At 31.2% G+C, this 17,774-nt stretch carries 14 protein-coding genes, 1 tRNA gene, 2 pseudogenes and 2 CRISPR repeat arrays; all 17 genes and pseudogenes read left to right on the top strand.

The genetic code is table 11. The annotated features are described in order from the left end of the window. The first annotated feature begins 70 nt into the window (after positions 1-70). Positions 71-145: transfer RNA gene (locus BKH41_RS04140), tRNA-Asn, on the top strand. A 1,264-nt stretch (positions 146-1,409) separates the two neighbouring features. Continuing rightward, positions 1,410-1,643: a CRISPR direct-repeat array (repeat unit 36 nt; unit sequence GTTTTAGGCAGTTATTAAATTCTTCTATGGTAAAAT). Positions 1,644-1,732: 89 nt separating this feature from the next. Then, complete coding sequence (locus BKH41_RS09640) at positions 1,733-2,530, top strand: VirB4 family type IV secretion system protein (RefSeq protein ID WP_143428703.1); 798 nt, start codon at positions 1,733-1,735, stop codon at positions 2,528-2,530. Then, a complete protein-coding gene (locus tag BKH41_RS04135; protein ID WP_095297276.1) occupies positions 2,520-3,734 on the top strand; it encodes a type IV secretion system protein in 1,215 nt (404 codons plus the stop codon). Before BKH41_RS09640 ends, BKH41_RS04135 begins: the two co-directional genes overlap by 11 nt. Continuing rightward, entirely contained in the window at positions 3,731-3,994 is a 264-nt protein-coding gene (locus BKH41_RS04130) for a hypothetical protein (RefSeq protein ID WP_095297274.1), read from the top strand. Before BKH41_RS04135 ends, BKH41_RS04130 begins: the two co-directional genes overlap by 4 nt. Further along, the gene (locus BKH41_RS04125) at positions 3,987-4,388 is read left to right on the top strand and encodes a helix-turn-helix domain-containing protein (RefSeq protein ID WP_095297272.1); all 402 of its coding nucleotides are present in this window, start codon (positions 3,987-3,989) and stop codon (positions 4,386-4,388) included. Before BKH41_RS04130 ends, BKH41_RS04125 begins: the two co-directional genes overlap by 8 nt. A gap of 7 nt (positions 4,389-4,395) precedes the next feature. Then, complete coding sequence (locus BKH41_RS04120; protein ID WP_095297270.1) at positions 4,396-6,009, top strand: VirB8/TrbF family protein; 1,614 nt, start codon at positions 4,396-4,398, stop codon at positions 6,007-6,009. A 92-nt stretch (positions 6,010-6,101) separates the two neighbouring features. Then, positions 6,102-7,232: pseudogene (locus tag BKH41_RS04115) on the top strand (TrbG/VirB9 family P-type conjugative transfer protein); the annotation flags it as partial. Then, positions 7,222-8,616, top strand: coding sequence for a DNA type IV secretion system protein ComB10 (locus tag BKH41_RS10205; RefSeq protein ID WP_095297265.1), 1,395 nt, complete (start codon positions 7,222-7,224; stop codon positions 8,614-8,616). The pseudogene BKH41_RS04115 and the gene BKH41_RS10205, both read left to right, overlap by 11 nt. Positions 8,617-8,763: 147 nt before the next feature. Further along, entirely contained in the window at positions 8,764-10,761 is a 1,998-nt protein-coding gene (locus tag BKH41_RS04105; protein WP_095297262.1) for a hypothetical protein, read from the top strand. Between the two features lie 15 nt (positions 10,762-10,776). Next, on the top strand, positions 10,777-11,385 hold the full coding sequence (locus BKH41_RS04100; protein WP_095297259.1) for a hypothetical protein: 609 nt from the start codon (positions 10,777-10,779) through the stop codon (positions 11,383-11,385). 52 nt (positions 11,386-11,437) lie between these two features. Continuing rightward, positions 11,438-12,514, top strand: a complete 1,077-nt coding sequence (locus BKH41_RS04095) for a hypothetical protein (RefSeq protein ID WP_095297257.1) — start codon at positions 11,438-11,440, stop codon at positions 12,512-12,514. A 9-nt stretch (positions 12,515-12,523) separates the two neighbouring features. Beyond that, complete coding sequence (locus BKH41_RS10080; RefSeq protein ID WP_257875399.1) at positions 12,524-12,751, top strand: hypothetical protein; 228 nt, start codon at positions 12,524-12,526, stop codon at positions 12,749-12,751. An 18-nt stretch (positions 12,752-12,769) separates the two neighbouring features. Then, complete coding sequence (locus BKH41_RS10075; RefSeq protein ID WP_257875398.1) at positions 12,770-13,141, top strand: hypothetical protein; 372 nt, start codon at positions 12,770-12,772, stop codon at positions 13,139-13,141. Between the two features lie 88 nt (positions 13,142-13,229). Next, the gene (locus BKH41_RS04085; protein WP_095297254.1) at positions 13,230-13,538 is read left to right on the top strand and encodes a hypothetical protein; all 309 of its coding nucleotides are present in this window, start codon (positions 13,230-13,232) and stop codon (positions 13,536-13,538) included. After that, complete coding sequence (locus BKH41_RS04080; protein ID WP_095297252.1) at positions 13,538-14,482, top strand: ATPase, T2SS/T4P/T4SS family; 945 nt, start codon at positions 13,538-13,540, stop codon at positions 14,480-14,482. Before BKH41_RS04085 ends, BKH41_RS04080 begins: the two co-directional genes overlap by 1 nt. Before the next feature lie 106 nt (positions 14,483-14,588). Continuing rightward, positions 14,589-15,257, top strand: coding sequence for a hypothetical protein (locus BKH41_RS04075; protein WP_095297250.1), 669 nt, complete (start codon positions 14,589-14,591; stop codon positions 15,255-15,257). An 83-nt stretch (positions 15,258-15,340) separates the two neighbouring features. Then, a pseudogene (locus tag BKH41_RS04070) lies at positions 15,341-16,987 on the top strand (type IV secretory system conjugative DNA transfer family protein); the annotation flags it as partial. Further along, a CRISPR array of direct repeats spans positions 16,988-17,683; the repeat unit is 36 nt; unit sequence GTTTTAGGCAGTTATTAAATTCTTCTATGGTAAAAT. Positions 17,684-17,774: the final 91 nt, after the last annotated feature.

The raw sequence follows: 17,774 nt of genomic DNA, 5'->3' as shown, positions 1-17,774 counted from the left end.
TAAATTGACTTGACTTATCATTTAAAATAACTTATAATTTCACCTCTCAATACTAAAGCATTTCAAATATTCCGGATTAGCTCAGCGGTAGAGTAGGCGGCTGTTAACCGCTTGGTCGTAGGTTCGAATCCTACATCCGGAGCCACAATATCATTCTTTTCCCATTTGCCCAAAAAATAAATATCCTCATTTCTACATCTGTTAAATTTTCATTATTCATATCAATAGTATTTTAGAAATAAAATAATAAAATTTCAAATAGATTCAGGTATCAAGTAGCAATAAAAGAATAGAAAATAAAGTTAACTTATGGTGGATTGGAATTATCTGATATCATCATAACTACCGACAATATGAATCATTTATATAAATCATATAACTACTGATTTGGCAACCATTTTACCCTTAAATAAAAATTCTGTTAATCAAATATCTTTTCAAAATAAACTGCAATCATCTTGTTCTTATGTACTTTATATCCGGCTTATTTGCTCCTTTCTTTTTAAGAACCTTATAATACTTTTAGCCTTGCCACTTAAATCTGCAATCAGATTTAAGGGATAATTCCCCGAGAATTTCAGAGTGTTAAAACTATGTGCAATGTCTTGTCTTTTAAATAAAAATTTAAATTACATATATTTAAAATCATTAATTAGAGAATTTAAATAAAAATAAGTCTAATACTGCTCATATTGATTTTATTGACAAAAAATAAAATATTGACATACTTTATACATATTAGGAAAGCAAGAATATAGTATCTATACAATCAAAATTTTATATATTTTTAAGAAGCTAAATCTAATTTAATAATTATAAAATTAATTTTGAAAGATTTTTAATGGATTATAAAGACTTATTAAAAAATATTAATAACCTAGAAATGAACCGATTGATAGAATGAAGTGAAAAATATTTTATAGATGAAAAACAACAGTGTACTAATGAAAAAATTTTAAATATGGTTGTTTAATATCTTATTTTGAGCTTAAAAAATATAATCATGATTATCTTACGGATTGTAATTAGCTAAATCGTCTTAATGGGAAGATAGTACAAGAAATAAGAAGAGGACTGGATTATTTTTATTCGTTAAGTAAGCTTAATAGCGAAGAAAGTCTTATTAAATTAAGATACCGTATATTGGGAGTATTACAAAAAATATTAAAATTTCTATCCACTAAGTCGTCAATTACAACATTCTATCGCAGAAGATTTTAATAATTAGCTAAACCATTCTCTTGATTCTTGATTTTAAACCTTTATTCTGCCATAAAAAGAATTATTAAATCCAAGATAAATTAATCAGAGAATATGTCAAGCTATTTAAAGAGTCTTTTATTGAAAATAATGAGGTAAAGATTTATAAATAGGTAAAATGCTTATAGCGATATTTGCAACTTGCAAAAGTTTTAGGCAGTTATTAAATTCTTCTATGGTAAAATGGACCTCTTGCAATTAGTATCCCACCCCTGGTTTTAGGCAGTTATTAAAATCTTCTATGCTAAAATCAAGCGGGGTTTATAATGCACTGGTTAAAAGTTTTAGGCAGTTATTAAATTCTTCTATGGTAAAATTGCTAGAGCGCTATAGGTTGCAAATTTGTTGTTTTAGGCAATTATTAAATTCTTCTATGGTAAAATGAGAAGAGTTTTATATCAATCCATTTACGCTTGAAAATAAAGCAGAAAACATTGCTTTTTTATCAAGCTGGCTAAGTTTCTTAATCAGATTGAATGAAGACAATGCTGATGATATTGAAAAAATTTCTGCAATTGAAAAAGCAATTAGTGATACCTATGAAATGCTGATCCCACAAGGACAAGCTTTTGGATTAAAAGACATTGCAGAAACAATTTTAAAAACACCTGACCAACATATTGAAATGCAACTCAATCGCTATTTAAAAAATCCGATTTTTAATAAACTCAAAGATTCCCTAAGTTTTGAAAAACAACTCACTTGCATTAATATGGACTTTATTGCCAATTCCAATCAAGACGCAAGTTTAATCGCTTTATATTTATTCCACAGAATGATTTTTGAAGCCAAAGAAAACTCTAAGGGCTTCTTTATCTTTATTGATGAAGCAAAATCCTATACAGAAAATAAAACAATGATTGATAAAATCATTCTCACACTCACACAAGTCAGAAAAGTCAATGGCGTTTTAGCATTAGCATTTCAAGATATCGCACAGCTTGATGAAATTACTAACGCCTCCTCGATGGTTGCCAATATGGCACATATTATTTTATACCCCACAAGAGATATTGAAAGAATCAAAAAATACGGGATTAACCTGACAGAAGCCGAAGAAAGTTTTTTAACTACAGCCAATGCAAGAGACAGGAAAATCCTTTTAAAAAATATGCTTGATGGGACTTCTAATATTTTAGATGTGAATTTAGCCAAATTGGGGAACTACTTAAATATTCTAAGTTCATCTAGCCATTCGGTTCAAAAGCTTAAAACACTTAAAGAAAAATATTCTACAGATTATAAAGAAAGGTTTTTGAATGGATTCTAAAACTAATCTGTTTGAAATCCTTGCAGGTATTTTTAATAGCCTTTTAAATAATTTTACAGAAAGTATGGCAAAAAACTTTTCTGATTTTTTGCATACACAACTGATCATCAACACAATTACAATGCTACTTATCTTGCTTTTTTTCATCAAAAAACTTAAAAGCAATGAATTATTTGAATTTAAAACCTCTATCGAATTAATCATCTTTATTTGTTTTCTTGGCGTTTATAACTGGTCAAAAGAATACCCCCAACAATTTAATGAAGCTTTTAATGAAATTTTGTTTTATCTCTCAAATAAAATCAGCAATGCGGTTCAGACTACAGGAGCAAGCAATACCAATCAAGCCAATGTAACTTCTCAAAATCAAATCAGTGTTTTAATTCAAAAAATTTTTAATGCCATAGAAATATTGACTTCCAGAGTATTTAAAGGTATTGGAGCGTGGAATTTTTTTTCATTCATAATCCCTATTATCTTAACACTCGCCATTGCTGTTATTGAAATTCTTTTTATTTTAATGACTTGCTACTTTGTTTTTATTGTTTTTATTGAAATCACTATCTATAAAGCCTTTGCGCTTTTAATTATGCCACTCGTATTCTTTTCTCAAACAAGAGGTTTAGCCTATACTTATATTAAAAAAATCCTCTCACTTACTTTTTATCAACCATTAATCCTGCTTTTAGCAACACTTAATTTCAAAATGATAGATGAACTCATAAAGTATATGCCTTTACAAGCTGATATAAAAGAGAGAATAGTCAGCACTGTTGTAAATGGAGTCACGCAAAATGCACAAGTCAGTGCTGTCTTAGCAATGATTTTGATTATGTGTTTTTTATGTCTTTTACTCATCAAAAAAATACCCGGTATCATCGATGCCATTTTTGGAACAAGCACAGGCGTACAGGGAATGGGAGAAATGAGCAAAATGGCTATGGGAGCTGCCGGAGCAGTCGCTGGAGGCTTAATCGGAGCTGCCAAATCAGGGTTTAAAGCAGGGTCAGAAAAAGGTGGAGGCGGTTGGAAAGGCTTAGCAACAGGTTTGACAGGAGCAGGATTGAATATGGTAACTGCAGGATTAGGGACGAAGATAGCAGGAAGCAAAATAGGAGAAAGCTTAGGAAACGGGATTACTAAAGGTGTCTCATTTGGAACAAGTCAAATCGCTAAAGCTTTTGGCAAAGGAGATAAAAAATGAAATTCAAACAAATAAAATCCATAAAACCCGTCAAAATGACAGCAAAACTGCTTTTATTTACCATAACAATGATTAGTTTCATTAGTTTTAATGCTTGCAGTGATAAATACTACGAAATGTATCAATCTCCGTGTGCTTGCTTTGAAGATATTAAAAAACTAAAAGAACTCAATAAAAATCCTAAGTCTGAAGAAATTAACAATCAAGATCCACTGACCTTAAAAACATACAAAATCCAAAAAGGAACTTATAATGGATAATAATATAGTCATCATTAATGATAAATTCTTTGATTTTAAAATCAAAGAATTTAAAGCTTTTACCAGTAGTTATCACGTTGTAAAAATTGATTTATTGCAAGATGAGAAATTTAGTCTAAAAGATGAGATTATCAATGTTCAAAAGGACTTTATTACTTTTATCGGAGGAAAAAGCAAAGTCAATAAATTCAATAAAATCAAGCAATACGGATACATCACAAAAAGTGAAAGACAAGATATCCTCAATTACTATAAAAAAGGCTGTGAGATAGCAGACATCGCAGACTTACTTCAAAAAGCCCCGACCTCAATAAAGAAAATCATTGATGAAAAAAATTTAACTTTTAAAGACATTGAAATACGCAAACAGCAATTGGAAAACAAAAACAAGTGAGATAAGAATGCAAGAAACCAATTCAAACAGCAATCAAAATAATACAAAGACTGACAATAATGACAATAATACCAATCAAAAACCTGCACAAAATCATTCAAATGGCTTCAATAATGCAGAAACAATCATTGATACTGATAAAACCGACAAAAAAGATATTAATAAAGATAATATTGATGCTGATAATAATACAATGCCACAAAAAAGCCTTGAAGAACAAATTAAAGAGGATAACAGCAAAAAAAATATTTTAAAAAATCTTGCTGGTATCAGAGATAAAATCAAAGAATTCTTTGAAAACAAACTCCTCTCAAAAACCAGAAAACGCCTGCAGATTGAAACACTTTTTGAAAGTGTGGGGAATGCCAATACAATCTTTAAAGTCGAACGAAAAATTGGGGATTATCTGATTTTAATCGCAGGCTTTTTCTTTATCACAAGCCTTATTGAATTGATTTTAATCATTTCTCTTTTTCCCTTAAAAGAAAAAGAGCCTTATTTAGTGACCTTTTCCACCTCCACTCAAAACTTTGCCATCGTGCAAAAAGCAGATTCAAAAATTACTGCCAATAAAGCTTTAATTCGCCAATTGCTTGGAGCTTATATTCTAAATCGAGAGACAATTAATCGCATTGATGACCAGGCAAGGTTTGATATTGTCAGAGAGCAAAGCAGTCCTGAAGTGTGGAGGATTTTTGAAAGAATCGTAGCAAACCAGGATTCTATCTATACCAATGATAGTCTTAAAAGAAATGTTCAAATTATTAATATTTCTACTATCAAGAAAGGCTATGCTAATGCTGATGTGGATATCACATTATATGCTAACGGACTTTTACAAAGTGAAAAACGCTACCGTATTGTCATTGCCTATCAATTTGAACCAATTGAAATTGATTTTCATTCAATGCCAAAAAATCCTACAGGATTTATAGTCACAGGCTATTTCATTACAGAAATTGCTACCATTAAAGAATTAAATCCCGAAAACCAAGTTCAAACTCCAAAAGAATCATCAAAAATTAAATACAAAAATCCAAAAAAGAAACCAGATGCACTCAATGATGGATTGAATGATGCAACAATCAATGGTGTTTATCAATACAATCTCAAAAATCAAGGGAATCAAGAGAAAGCCTCTCAATCATCAAATCAATCTGATATAAAATCAAATCTGTCCAATCAATCAAATACAGATTCAAATACAACAAATACAAACTCTAATGTTTCTGATACTGCTTCTGATACATTGAATGCAGATGAGATTCAAGCATTACAAAAAGAATTAGAGAAACTCAAAAAAATAAAAGAATTCAATAAGGCAATAAAATCAGAAAACTTAAAAGAACAAATCAATGAGGATCCAAATCATACCAATGCAAGCGATAATAATACCAATAATGGTAATAATCATAGCAAAATCCAAAATTCCAATACCAATCAAGAAAATTTACAAGAAGATTCAAATTCTAAAGCTTCTGATTTAAGACCTGTCATCAATCCTTTAAAATCTGCTCATCAAGACAATAAAGAATCTGAAACTTCTCAATTGAGAAAAGACCATAAAGATAATTCTCAAAAACAACAAATGGTATCCCCGTTTGCAGGAGGGGATGAATGAGAATAATCCAAACAATCAAAGATAATACCAATCATATCAATGGCAACAGTATTCAAAAGACAACTAAAATAAAGGGTTTGAATGCTTTAGTCATCGCTTTATTTGCATTCTTGTTTTTGAGTGTGCAGCTTCAAGCTGATGAACCTAGTCCATTTGATAATCATCAAAGTCAAAATAATGCCAAAGCCTCTAAAAGTAATGAAAGCGACAATGGTATTTCATTGCAAGATTATGAAGAAAAAGAACAAGAGCAAAATGCTTCTAAAATGATGTTTTTAAATGCGATTCAAAATTCCTTTTTTTCTAAAAAAAGGAATCCTCAAAGCAATAACATCAATATTCATTATATACCTGGAGATACTCCAAAAATAAGACTTAGATATGCAATGAGCACAATGTTTATCTTTGATAATGATAGCATTCTTTATATTTCTTTGGGAGACCCAAGCGGCTTTGAAGTTACATTACCTCAAAAGGAAGGCTTTGATTTAAGCAACATTCTAATAGTCAAACCACTTTTAATAGGAGTAGATACAAACCTTACTGTAATCGGCAAGAGTGGAAAAATTTATACATTCTATTTATTCTCTACACATTTTACCAATTCGAGAAATCCTGCATTAAGCGTATTTATTTCAGACCATCGAAAAATCGGAAAAATTGATGTGGATAAAGAGAAAGAAAAAAAGGAGAAATTGGAGAAATTAAAAAAGCTTCAAGAACAAAACACCCGATTGCTTGATATGAAAAATCCTTTTGCAAAACCCCAAGAGACTTCTCAAACTGCTAAAGACAACAAAAATGGCAAAAATAATACTGATGATGTGATTTCTAAAAAGATTGATTATTCCTCTAAAGAGATTGATGATGGTAAATTTATCAGAATCGGAGATGCAGTCAATCATCTTTATATTGATAAATCTCAAATCCAAAGAGATTATTACCAAAAGCCCAAAGCAAAAAGAACCTGGTGGAGTTTATGGCTTTATAAAAAACCTTCCAAAGAAGCAAAAAGTTTAGAGAGCTTAGAGATTTTTGATGATGGGAAATACACTTATTTTAAATACGACAGAGAAAAAAGTATCTCAAAATTTCCTTACACCTATAAAGTCGTTGATAAATACGACAATCCTGTGAATTCAAGAATTGTGGGTAATTACATCATTGCTGAAGATGTTGGAAAAAAATGGACATTAAGACTTGGAGATGAATATGTCTGTATCGAGAAAATCCCAAATAAAAAAACAAGCAGGGAGAAAGAATAAACAATGGTTGCAAATATCCTCAGATTATTCAAAAAAAGTCATTTGGATACCTCTGAGCATCGCAAGTATTTTATTTCTATTGATAATTTTTACTGATGCTGATGAAGAAGATGATTTTAAAATCAATACAAAATTCCCGCTCTCTGATTATTTATTTGCCGATTCCAAAGATAAAACTGATTTATCAAACAATCCACAAAATCAATCAAATGATTCAATCGATAAGGTTTTAAAAGAAGTTACAAAACAAGTTCAGGAAGAAAACACTCAAATAAGTCAAAATTACCACAAAGATAAAGATGGCAATATCGTTGATGCAAACGGGGATATTGTTTTACCTAAAGAAAAAATCATTGTAATCAATCCCAACTCAAGCTCACAGGCAAATAAAAATCATCAAGAAGCCAATAGCAGCCATTCAAATAAAAATGCTTCTAATAAAAAATCAAAATCATCAAATACTCAATTTAATTATAAAACTGCTTCTGCAATTGATAAAGAAAGACTTTCACAACTTGCCAAACGATTTGAAAGCATTGGTCTTAATCCAAGCGATTCTGATTTTAAAGATAAGGTCAATCGCAATATTGAATATGGAGCAGATTCTTTCAGTAATTTTGATAAAAAAGATGAGGCAAGTAATGAACATAAGCTTTTAAGAACCATTACAGCAGACAAAATGATACCTGCAATTTTAATCACTCCCATTAGCTCTCAAATTGAAGGGAATAAAGTTGTCGCACAGGTTGAAAGCGATATTTATGCTTCAATGGGAAGAGCAGTCTTAATTCCAAAAGGCTCCAGAGCCATCGGATTTTATAACAGCAACAATAAAATCGGAGAATATCGCTTAGAAGTGGTTTGGAATCGCATCATCACACCACAAGGCATTAATATCATTTTAACCAATGCAAAAGGTGCTGATGTGAAAGGTTATGCAGGCTTAGTGGGGAATTTACATAATAAATATTGGGAAAAATACGGACTACCTCTAACACTCTCAACCCTCTCAAATGGACTGCTTTTAGCCATCTCTTCAGGATTGAGCACACAGCTTAATAAAAGTTCTAATGGTGCAGGTGTGTATCAAAGCTATCAAACCGCCCAATTAGTCGGACAAATGAAAGATGATGTTTCAAATATTATCCAACAAATCTTAAGAGAACAAATCAGAATCAAGCCCATCATTACAATTAAAGAAGGAAGTAGGATTTTTATTTCCCCCAATGTAGATATCTTTTTTCCAGAACCTAAAGATGGAGAGGTTTTAACAGAGTTCTTTAAAGAATATGAGCCCTTACCAAAAGATGATGATATCAGTGATGAAGACAATGAATACTGAATCTCTAATCAAAGGAAACCAAATGAATGAATATTTTAAAAAGTCTAAAAAATCTAAAAGCCTGACAGACTTAAGAAGCTTAAGAAAAATAAAAACCTTTAAAAAAGAAGACTTCTCAAAAACTTAAAAGACTTGAAAGGAAAAGAAATGACAAGAATAACAGATATGACCATCAAAACAACTCAAAAGCAATGCAAGCAATACCAACAATTCAAAAATGTATTGTTTAAAATCCTTTGTTTGTTTGCTTTAACAGGTATATTCAATTCTGTTTTTGCATTAATGATTATTACAGATAAAAACATTGATTTAAGTAAGAAACAAGGGACATTAAGAGGCAAAGTCGTTTTTAATAATAAAGTTTATCCTGCAATTGCTATAGGAACCTATAGTGCAGATAAGACCAGAAAAAATGTAGCATTTGTAATCAATCAAATCAATTACAAAAACCAAACACACAATCTCCAATCCTCGCCATCAGTCATTAAAGAAACCAAAAAAGCTAAAAGACTGCCTAAAAATTCCAAATTGATTTTAGCAGGAGAGAATCAAGAAGAAATCGCTCAAATATTAGGATTAAATGTAGAAGATTATAAGAAAAAAGGCTCAGGGATTGTGACAGGTTCAGGAAGTAACAGCAGCACTAACAGCAATAGTTCTGGATCACAAAGTGCAGGAAGCAGCAGTTATGACCCCACTGCCAGCCCTTTTACATCAAATACAAGCAGTGACTTCGGAAATGGTAGTAGCAGTTATTTTCCTCCTTCAAATGGTTTAAATAACGGGTCTGATGGATTAAACAATCCTGTGATTGTGCCAGGAGATAACTCACAAGGAGATGCAGGAGGAGCTTCAAACTATTCAGCACAATATTGCAAGGCTCCACAATATGACGGAACTAACAGTATGAGTTTATCTGTTGTAGATAAAGATGGGAATTGCTTGCCTCTGAAAGCTCAAAGAGATGATACTAAATGTGAATATCGCTATGACTTTAATGACGGAGTTGCTATCAAACAAACGCAATTTTATTATGTGGATAAAGAAAATCAAACTCAAAATATCGGAGGTTGTGTGGATTTGCAAGGCGATGCTTATCGTTTTCCCTTATATAAAGATGATTCCAAATGCAAATTACAAATTACCGATAACAAAGGTTATGGGGGAGGACAAGCATTAATGTTTCAAACACAAATCCTATTTAGAGGAATGGACGGATTGATCCATACAGCCGCAGATTGCGGGGATTATATGAACGTACAAGAAGAATTGATTAGTTATGAAAAAGATGACAAGAATAAAAAGCTTAAAAGAATGGTGAATCAATATTACATTGATCCAAAAACCAATCAAAAAATCTATATCAATCACGGCATTTATTCGCCATATGAATTTGGTTATCAGGAATATTCCTGTGGAGCTTGGGAAATGGACGATCCTAATCTGCAAGCTTACAGAAGAACTCAAATCAAAGCTTATGACAATATTGCAGGGAGTTATTATGATATTACAGGCTGTGATTATAGCAATGATCAAGGTAAGAGCGGAAGAATCACTATGCCTTATATCAAGCTGGCTAATAATGAGACAGCAGGAGCAACAGAAAAAGGGGATATGAATGGGACATATGATTTTGAGATAAAAGAAGCATTATTGGGAAGCTGGATTAAAAGTGAAAGATATTGGTGCAAAAGTTGTGGGGCGTGGGGAGAGTACAGGCACAGGAGTGGAACAAATTATTTTAACAACGGCTACAAAACGACTCAATGGAAAACCACTTATAAAACCACCAATACGGGAATAACCGTAGGTTATCAAAGACCCAAACAAGATGATGAGAAAGAAGCAAGCATCTACTATGTTTCCAAAAAAATCAAAACAATTGATCGAAATACAACTCTCATTAAAAATGAATTGAACCTTGATGCAAACTATATGAAATTTTATGAAGCTAATGAAGGCTTTTATAAAGACGCTGATAACAATACTACAAAACAATCAAAAGAATTTACGGATTTTATTACGAAATATTACAGACCTAGTAAGGGGATATGCAGTGAATGGAATTTTTGGAGGGAAGATTGGCTTGAATCTGGCGGACATTCCTGTGTTTCTATTCAAAACTATATCCTACCTACACCATAAACAAAGGAAATACCAATGCATCAAAAAGAACAAACAGGCATTTATAACGTGACTTTTAATGAAAAAAAAGCAACGCCTGTGCATACCAAAGATGCACAAAATAAAAGTGATATCGAACTCATTGAAGAAGCCATCATTGAAGAAGTTGTGATGTATGTAAAGGGATATCATTTATCCAATAAAGACAAAGGAAGAGGTGCAGAGCATATTAAACTGCATTTAGAACCCGATTCACAAGGGCATATCAAACTTGAAGAGCTATTAAATCTAGGAAATTTTATCAGAGAATATACCAAAGTATTTAAAGAGCCATTTATCGATAATAAAGGCGGAAAGATTTATGAATGGGAAAATCAAGAAAAAATTAGATTCAGAGTTGTAATAGGAAGAGTGGGCAGTGGCACTGATTTACCAACTTACACCCACGAGCAAATTATAACATTTTATTCTGATAGAAATTTTAATGAAAGAATGCAATTTAAAAATCCTTTGGTAGCAAGGCATTATGAAGCAATAGCCAAAACAAAGAAAATATCAATAAATTCAAACGAACCCAAAAAAGAGGTAAAACAACAGAGTTTCAATAAAAAACCAAAATCCAATGGTTTTGGTATGGGAATGTAGGGAGTAACAATGAACACTCAAATCAATAATAAAATCAACACAAAGGACCAAAATGTATAAAATGAATGAAACAGACCAATTGCTTGTAGATAAGCTTTATGAGAGATTTAAACCTGTCGATAACCTTTACCAACTGTATGTAAGCGAACCAGATATTTTTAGTAAAGATGAAGCACAAAAAATTAATACAAGGATAAAACTTAGTGATTCTGAAATAGATAAATACTTTGAAGAAATAGACAATCTCAAAAAAGAGATTGCCCCTTTATATGAAAAATATTTTAAAGCAAATTCTATCCCAAAAGAAGAAATTGCAAAAAGCCAAATCAATAAAGAATTAGATTTATTAAAAGAAAAACATTGTGGAAAAACTACAGAAACTACAGATGGGTTTCTTGCTAAACAAGAATTATGTGATATTTATCAACTCTTCTATCTGAAAAAATATGAAAATTACCCTAAGGAAGAGCTTAAAAAAGAACAAAAGCTTTTTGAAGTCTTAAATTTTTATGCCGGTTGGAACAAAGAAGATAGCGAACAAAATTTTGAAAAACTCTATTATATAGCCGGCAAACTAAATGCACTTACACGGCTTGTCGATTATGATAAATATCTCTTTGGAGACAATCAATATTTTTGTGAAAATGATACTAAAGAATCCTATCAAAGGTATAAAGCTTGGATTCAAGAAATGAAAGACACTACTCCTGCAAAAGAAAACTACGAAAATTATCTGAAAAACACTCTATATTTTTGCAATCAAGAAGCCCTTATAGACAGGATATACAGAGAAGGAAAATACACAGATTCCAAAGGCAATATTCAAACATATTATGGTTTAGTAGATATAGAAGATAACTACTTTTATCGAGTAATAAAAGATTTTAAAAATGGTGATTTTAAAAAAGAAAATCTAAAATCTCTTCATTCAATACAATTATTTGAAACAATCAAAAACTTAGTCGTAGAAGAAAAAAAGATTTATGAAGAGAGATTTTATCAAATCCAAAACATAAAAAATGAAATCAAGCTATCTGCTTCTAAAGAAAAATCCAAACAAATAGCACAACAAAAATCACATAGTTTCAATAATAAACCAAAATCCAATGGTTTTGGTATGGAAATGTAAGGAGTAACAATGCATCAAAAAGAACAAACAGGGATTTATAACGTGACTTTTAATGAAAAAAAGGCAACGCCTGTGCATACCAAAGATGCACAAAACAAAAGTGATATCGAACTCATTGAAGAAGCCATCATTGAAGAAGTTGTGATGTATGTAAAGGGATATCACGATACCAGAAGAGATAAAGGAATGGGTGCCGAACACATTAAGTTGCACTTGGAAGAAGGGTCACAAGGGTAAATTAGGATTGAAGAATTATTGAACTTAGGTAAATCCATCAGAGAATACATCAAACTGTTTAAAGAACCTTTGATTGATGAAAAAGGAGCAAAAATCTATGAGTGGGAAAATCAAGAGGGGGTAAGGTTTAGGACAATAGCAGACATTATAAATCAAAGAGGAGGGCGACAACTGCCACTTTCCCTCTTTGAGAGTCAAATTATAACATTTTATTCTGATCGAAATCTTAATGAGAGAATGCAATTTAAAAATCCTTTGGTAGCAAGGCATTATGAAGCAATAGCCAAAACAAAGGAAATGTCAATAACTTCAAACGAACCCAAAAAAGAGGTAAAACAACAGAGTTTCAATAAAAAACCAAAATCCAATGGTTTTGGTATGGGAATGTAAGGAATGGCAATACATATTACGTCCAATATCACAAATAACAAAAGCAATCAGATATCAACTCTTTGCAATCTCAAATAAAAGGATAAAAATGGAAACAGACAATATAAAAACACAGACAAATCCAAATAGTGACAATAAAAATAAAAAGACAGAAGAAAAAACCAATCAAGGAGACCCTATGGAAAACAATACCCAAGAAATCAAATTAACCATTGTAGATAATCTTTTAGAGCAAAGCAACTTGCCTAATCAAAAGCTGTTAAATCAATACCACAGGTTAGAAAAAGAGATTAAAAATATCAAAAAAAAGCTTGAAACTAAAATTGCAAATCTGCAAAGAGTTCAAAATCAAATCAGTGATTTAAATAAAAACAAAAATCAGAGAGGGGAATTCTAATGACTGTTTCTAAGGTTTTACAGGTATTAACAGAAAAACTCAATCCTTACTTGAAGCAAGATATCAATGAAGTTATTTTCAATCGTGAAAAAGAGATGTTCTTAGTGCGTGGTTCAGAATATGAAAGAGTAGAATGCGAAGCGTTTGATGAGAGATTTTTAATGATTCTTTGTGAGCAATTAGCCAATTACAGAAATTTATATTTTAATAAACAAGTCCCCCATCTATCCTGCAGTATTCCAAATACAAGATATCGGGTCAATGCACTCCATCCGAGCATCACATCAAACAATCATATTGCTGTGTGTATCCGTGTGCCAAGTGTAAACAAATTCAGTATTCAAGCTTTTAGTCTAGGAGAGAAAGTCACCCAGAAAAATATCAGTTACAACGATATTTTGCAACTTTCTAATCTTGGTAAAAATATCTTAGTGAGTGGAGGAACAGCAAGCGGTAAAACAAGCTTTGTCAATTGCTTGATTGAAGAAATACCCATCAATGAAAGAGTCATCACAATTGAAGATAGTCCTGAATTACATCTAAAAAACCCTAATTTAGTCTCCATTCTTGTAGGTAAAAATGAAAATACAAACTATAGCTATGAAAACGCCTTAAATGATGCTATGCGAATGTCGCCTCAACGAATATTGCTTGGAGAGATTGATACCAGAAACGTATCGTTGTTTTTAAGACTTGCAAATACAGGACATAGCGGAATGATATCAACACTCCATAGCAATAGTGTGCAAGATGCAATCTTTGCAATCAGTCTTAATATAAAAATGGGTGGGGGCAAGGATATTGACAGCAATACATTGCTTGATTTTTTTATTTCAGGAATGGATTGCATCATTCAGATTAAAAAAATAGGCAATCAACGTATTATTGAAGATGTGCTTGATGTAAAAAAAGATTTAAAAAGATATTTGAGGAAGCAAATTTAAAAAATAAACATCTCCCAGATATTTCAACAAATACTTGTTTCAATATCTGAGAGTTTGAATAAAAAACACAATCAATACATCAAATTGATTGATTTAAAGGAATAAGATGGAAAATAAAACAGAACACAATCCAAACAGTATTAAAAGACCACGCCATCACAACAAGACTTCCAGATTGGTTGCAAGGAAGCAAACTAAATTTATTTTGGATTTAGAAAGCTATCAAAATCTTAAAAAACAATCCAGAGAAAATAATCTTACGATGACAAAGTTTTTAGAAACTTTATTGAAAGAAAAAAGCTTGCAAAATAGTAGTGGTATTACTAAAATCATTGCATTGACAAACTTCAATCAAAAATTCTATATGGATTTAAATACCACATTTTCCAATCTCAATCAAATTGCTTATAACCTAAACCTTGATAAATTCTTAGAAGAAAGCAAGATTGACAATGCATTTTTAAAAAATATTGCTGATGAACTTATCACTACAAAAACTGCGTTGCAAGATTTAAGACTATTAACACTTAAATTTTTACTTTATTTAGAGATAGACAATAAAAAACAAAAGAAAATTCAAAAACGCATTGAAACCTACAAAGAAAAATACGAAAAAGAGATGGCAAAAAACCAATCAATCCTCAATCAAACTCTAAAACAATATCAAGTCCAAAAAGACTTAGAACAAGAGGACTTAAAAGATTTAGAAGAAGACTCACTTACAGAGCAAAACAATATAGAAAACTTTAATTTAAGAGGAGAAGAGCAATGCTAAAACTTATCAATAATCCAAAATATAAACCATATTTCTTTTTATTAAGCATTCTTTTGGTTCTGCCTATATTTTTAGGTGCCAATATGTTTTTATTTGATTTAAAAGACTTTGAGCAAGGCTACAAATTTACAAAACTGATTTTAGAGAATATCAATGAATATGCAAATTTTAAAAAAGAAGTCTATCTGGGTGCAATTTTTGCTTTTATACCCTTTATTGCAATGATTTATTTCACAACAGGCAAAGGCGATTTAACAACACACGGCAAAGCTAGATGGGCTAGTAGAAAAGATATTGAAAAATATGTCTATAACCCATTCACATTTCTTAAGGATATTTTTTTATTTCTCAATCCATTAAACATCTTAAAACCAAAACTTTTTTTAAAACGCTTTATTAATGTTTTAAAATTAGGTAGAAAAACCATCAATCCAATGAAAATCAACTTTGGTAAAGGTTTTATACTCGGACTCTATCAAGAACTTGGAACACAAAAAGCCGTATGTTATGATGCTCCATTATGCACACTCATTGTCGCCCCGCCTGGAAGCGGTAAGACTGCAGCTGTTGCAATTCCAAACCTATTATCTTTAAAAACAAGTTGCATTATCTTAGATATTAAAGGCGAATTATGCGACCTGACAGCAGGATACAGACAACAAGCACTTAAAAATAAAGTCTTTGTTTTTAATCCCTTAGGCGATGACAACTCTTTAAAATTCAATCCATTCGATAAACGCATTATTTCAAAACTTGACTTCAACAGAAAAAGACGGCTTGTTGATGAAGTTGCTAATACAATCTTTGCAGATAATGATTCCAAAGATCCGCACTGGACACAACAAGCTAAAAATCTCTTTATCTTTTATGCCCTTTATGATTTATGTACTAAAAATGAATCAAGTTTTTTTGAAATTGCAACAGCTCCCATTAAGGATTATCGCCCTCTTATCCACCCTGATAGTCCCTATTATAAAGAACTTTATAAAACAGATGAAAATGGATATTTTGTTTTAGAAAATGGAGAAAAGGTTTTAAATTTAAGTGCTGATGTAGAAAATCTATTCTATCGCCAAGTTGCAGACCAAGTCTATTTAGATATCAATAATCCGAAAAACTTTCATAATCAAGATGATGGCGTAAAAAACAATATAGATGTAACAAATGCAAACCAAGATGAACTATTAGACCAAATTATCCGAAATGATGCAAGAAGATGGGCAAATGCCAATCAAAATGAGTTTGCTTCCATCAAATCTGTATTTAGCAGATTTATGCAGGTTTTTACCAGTTATCAAGTCAGAGAAGCAACTTCATCAATGAGTTTTGAATATGAAGATTTGCGAAAAGAAAATATTACTCTTTATATCAAAATCGCACAAACTGATATTGACACCCTTGCACCTTTAATTAGAATTTTACTTGAATCCATTGCTAAAAATCTCTTAACAAAAGAAAGCAAAGACCCCAATGAACGCATTTATTTTATTCTTGATGAGTTTGTAAGGTTTGGAAAACTCCAATTCTTACTTGAAATGCCTGCACTTTGTAGAAGTTATGGCATTGTGGGACTTTATATTACACAAAGCAATGCATTAATTGAAAAATATTACTCCAAAGAAGACGCAAAAATTATCAATGCAACCGTTGCCTACAAAGTAATTTTTAAAACTGATGATATGGAATATGCAAAAACGCTATCAGAAGAAATCGGTAAATACACCCGTAAAGTTTTAGGCAGTTATTAAATTCTTCTATGGTAAAATTTAAGGGCATATCAGAAAGAGCAAAAAGCTGTTTTAGGCAGTTATTAAATTCTTCTATGGTAAAATGGACTGCAAGCCCATTTAAACATTTTTTGAGTTTTAGGCAGTTATTAAATTCTTCTATGGTAAAATCCATTGCTTCGTTATAAAGCTTGTCAATCTGTTTTAGGCAGTTATTAAATTCTTCTATGGTAAAATAGAAAATCGTTGGAAAATAGAAGATGGTTTGTTTTAGGCAGTTATTAAATTCTTCTATGGTAAAATGATTTTTAGCTTTTTAAGCAAAGAATTCCTGTTTTAGGCAGTTATTAAATTCTTCTATGGTAAAATCCGCACCTCCAGCATAATGACCGCACTAACGTTTTAGGCAGTTATTAAATTCTTCTATGGTAAAATCACACATCGGACACCACCGAACATCGCAGAGTTTTAGGCAGTTATTAAATTCTTCTATGGTAAAATGAATTTCGGCGGTTTCTGTTTGAATCTCACGTTTTAGGCAGTTATTAAATTCTTCTATGGTAAAATTCAATAATTCTTTTGCCTCTTGATAATCTTGTTTTAGGCAGTTATTAAATTCTTCTATGGTAAAATTTGTAACCTGTAGGCGATTTGCAGAAAATCGTTTTAGGCAGTTATTAAATTCTTCTATGGTAAAATACACCTCTATCAAATCATTGATATTAGGGATATACATAGAATAAAATGATAAAAAATATGCTATAATACACACAGAAGATTTTAATAACTG

Origin of the sequence: Helicobacter sp. 12S02232-10, from assembly GCF_002272895.1 — a bacterium.
GTDB lineage: Bacteria > Campylobacterota > Campylobacteria > Campylobacterales > Helicobacteraceae > Helicobacter_J.
Note: the sequence above shows the minus strand (reverse complement) of the source record. Positions and strands in the feature narration are given on the sequence as shown.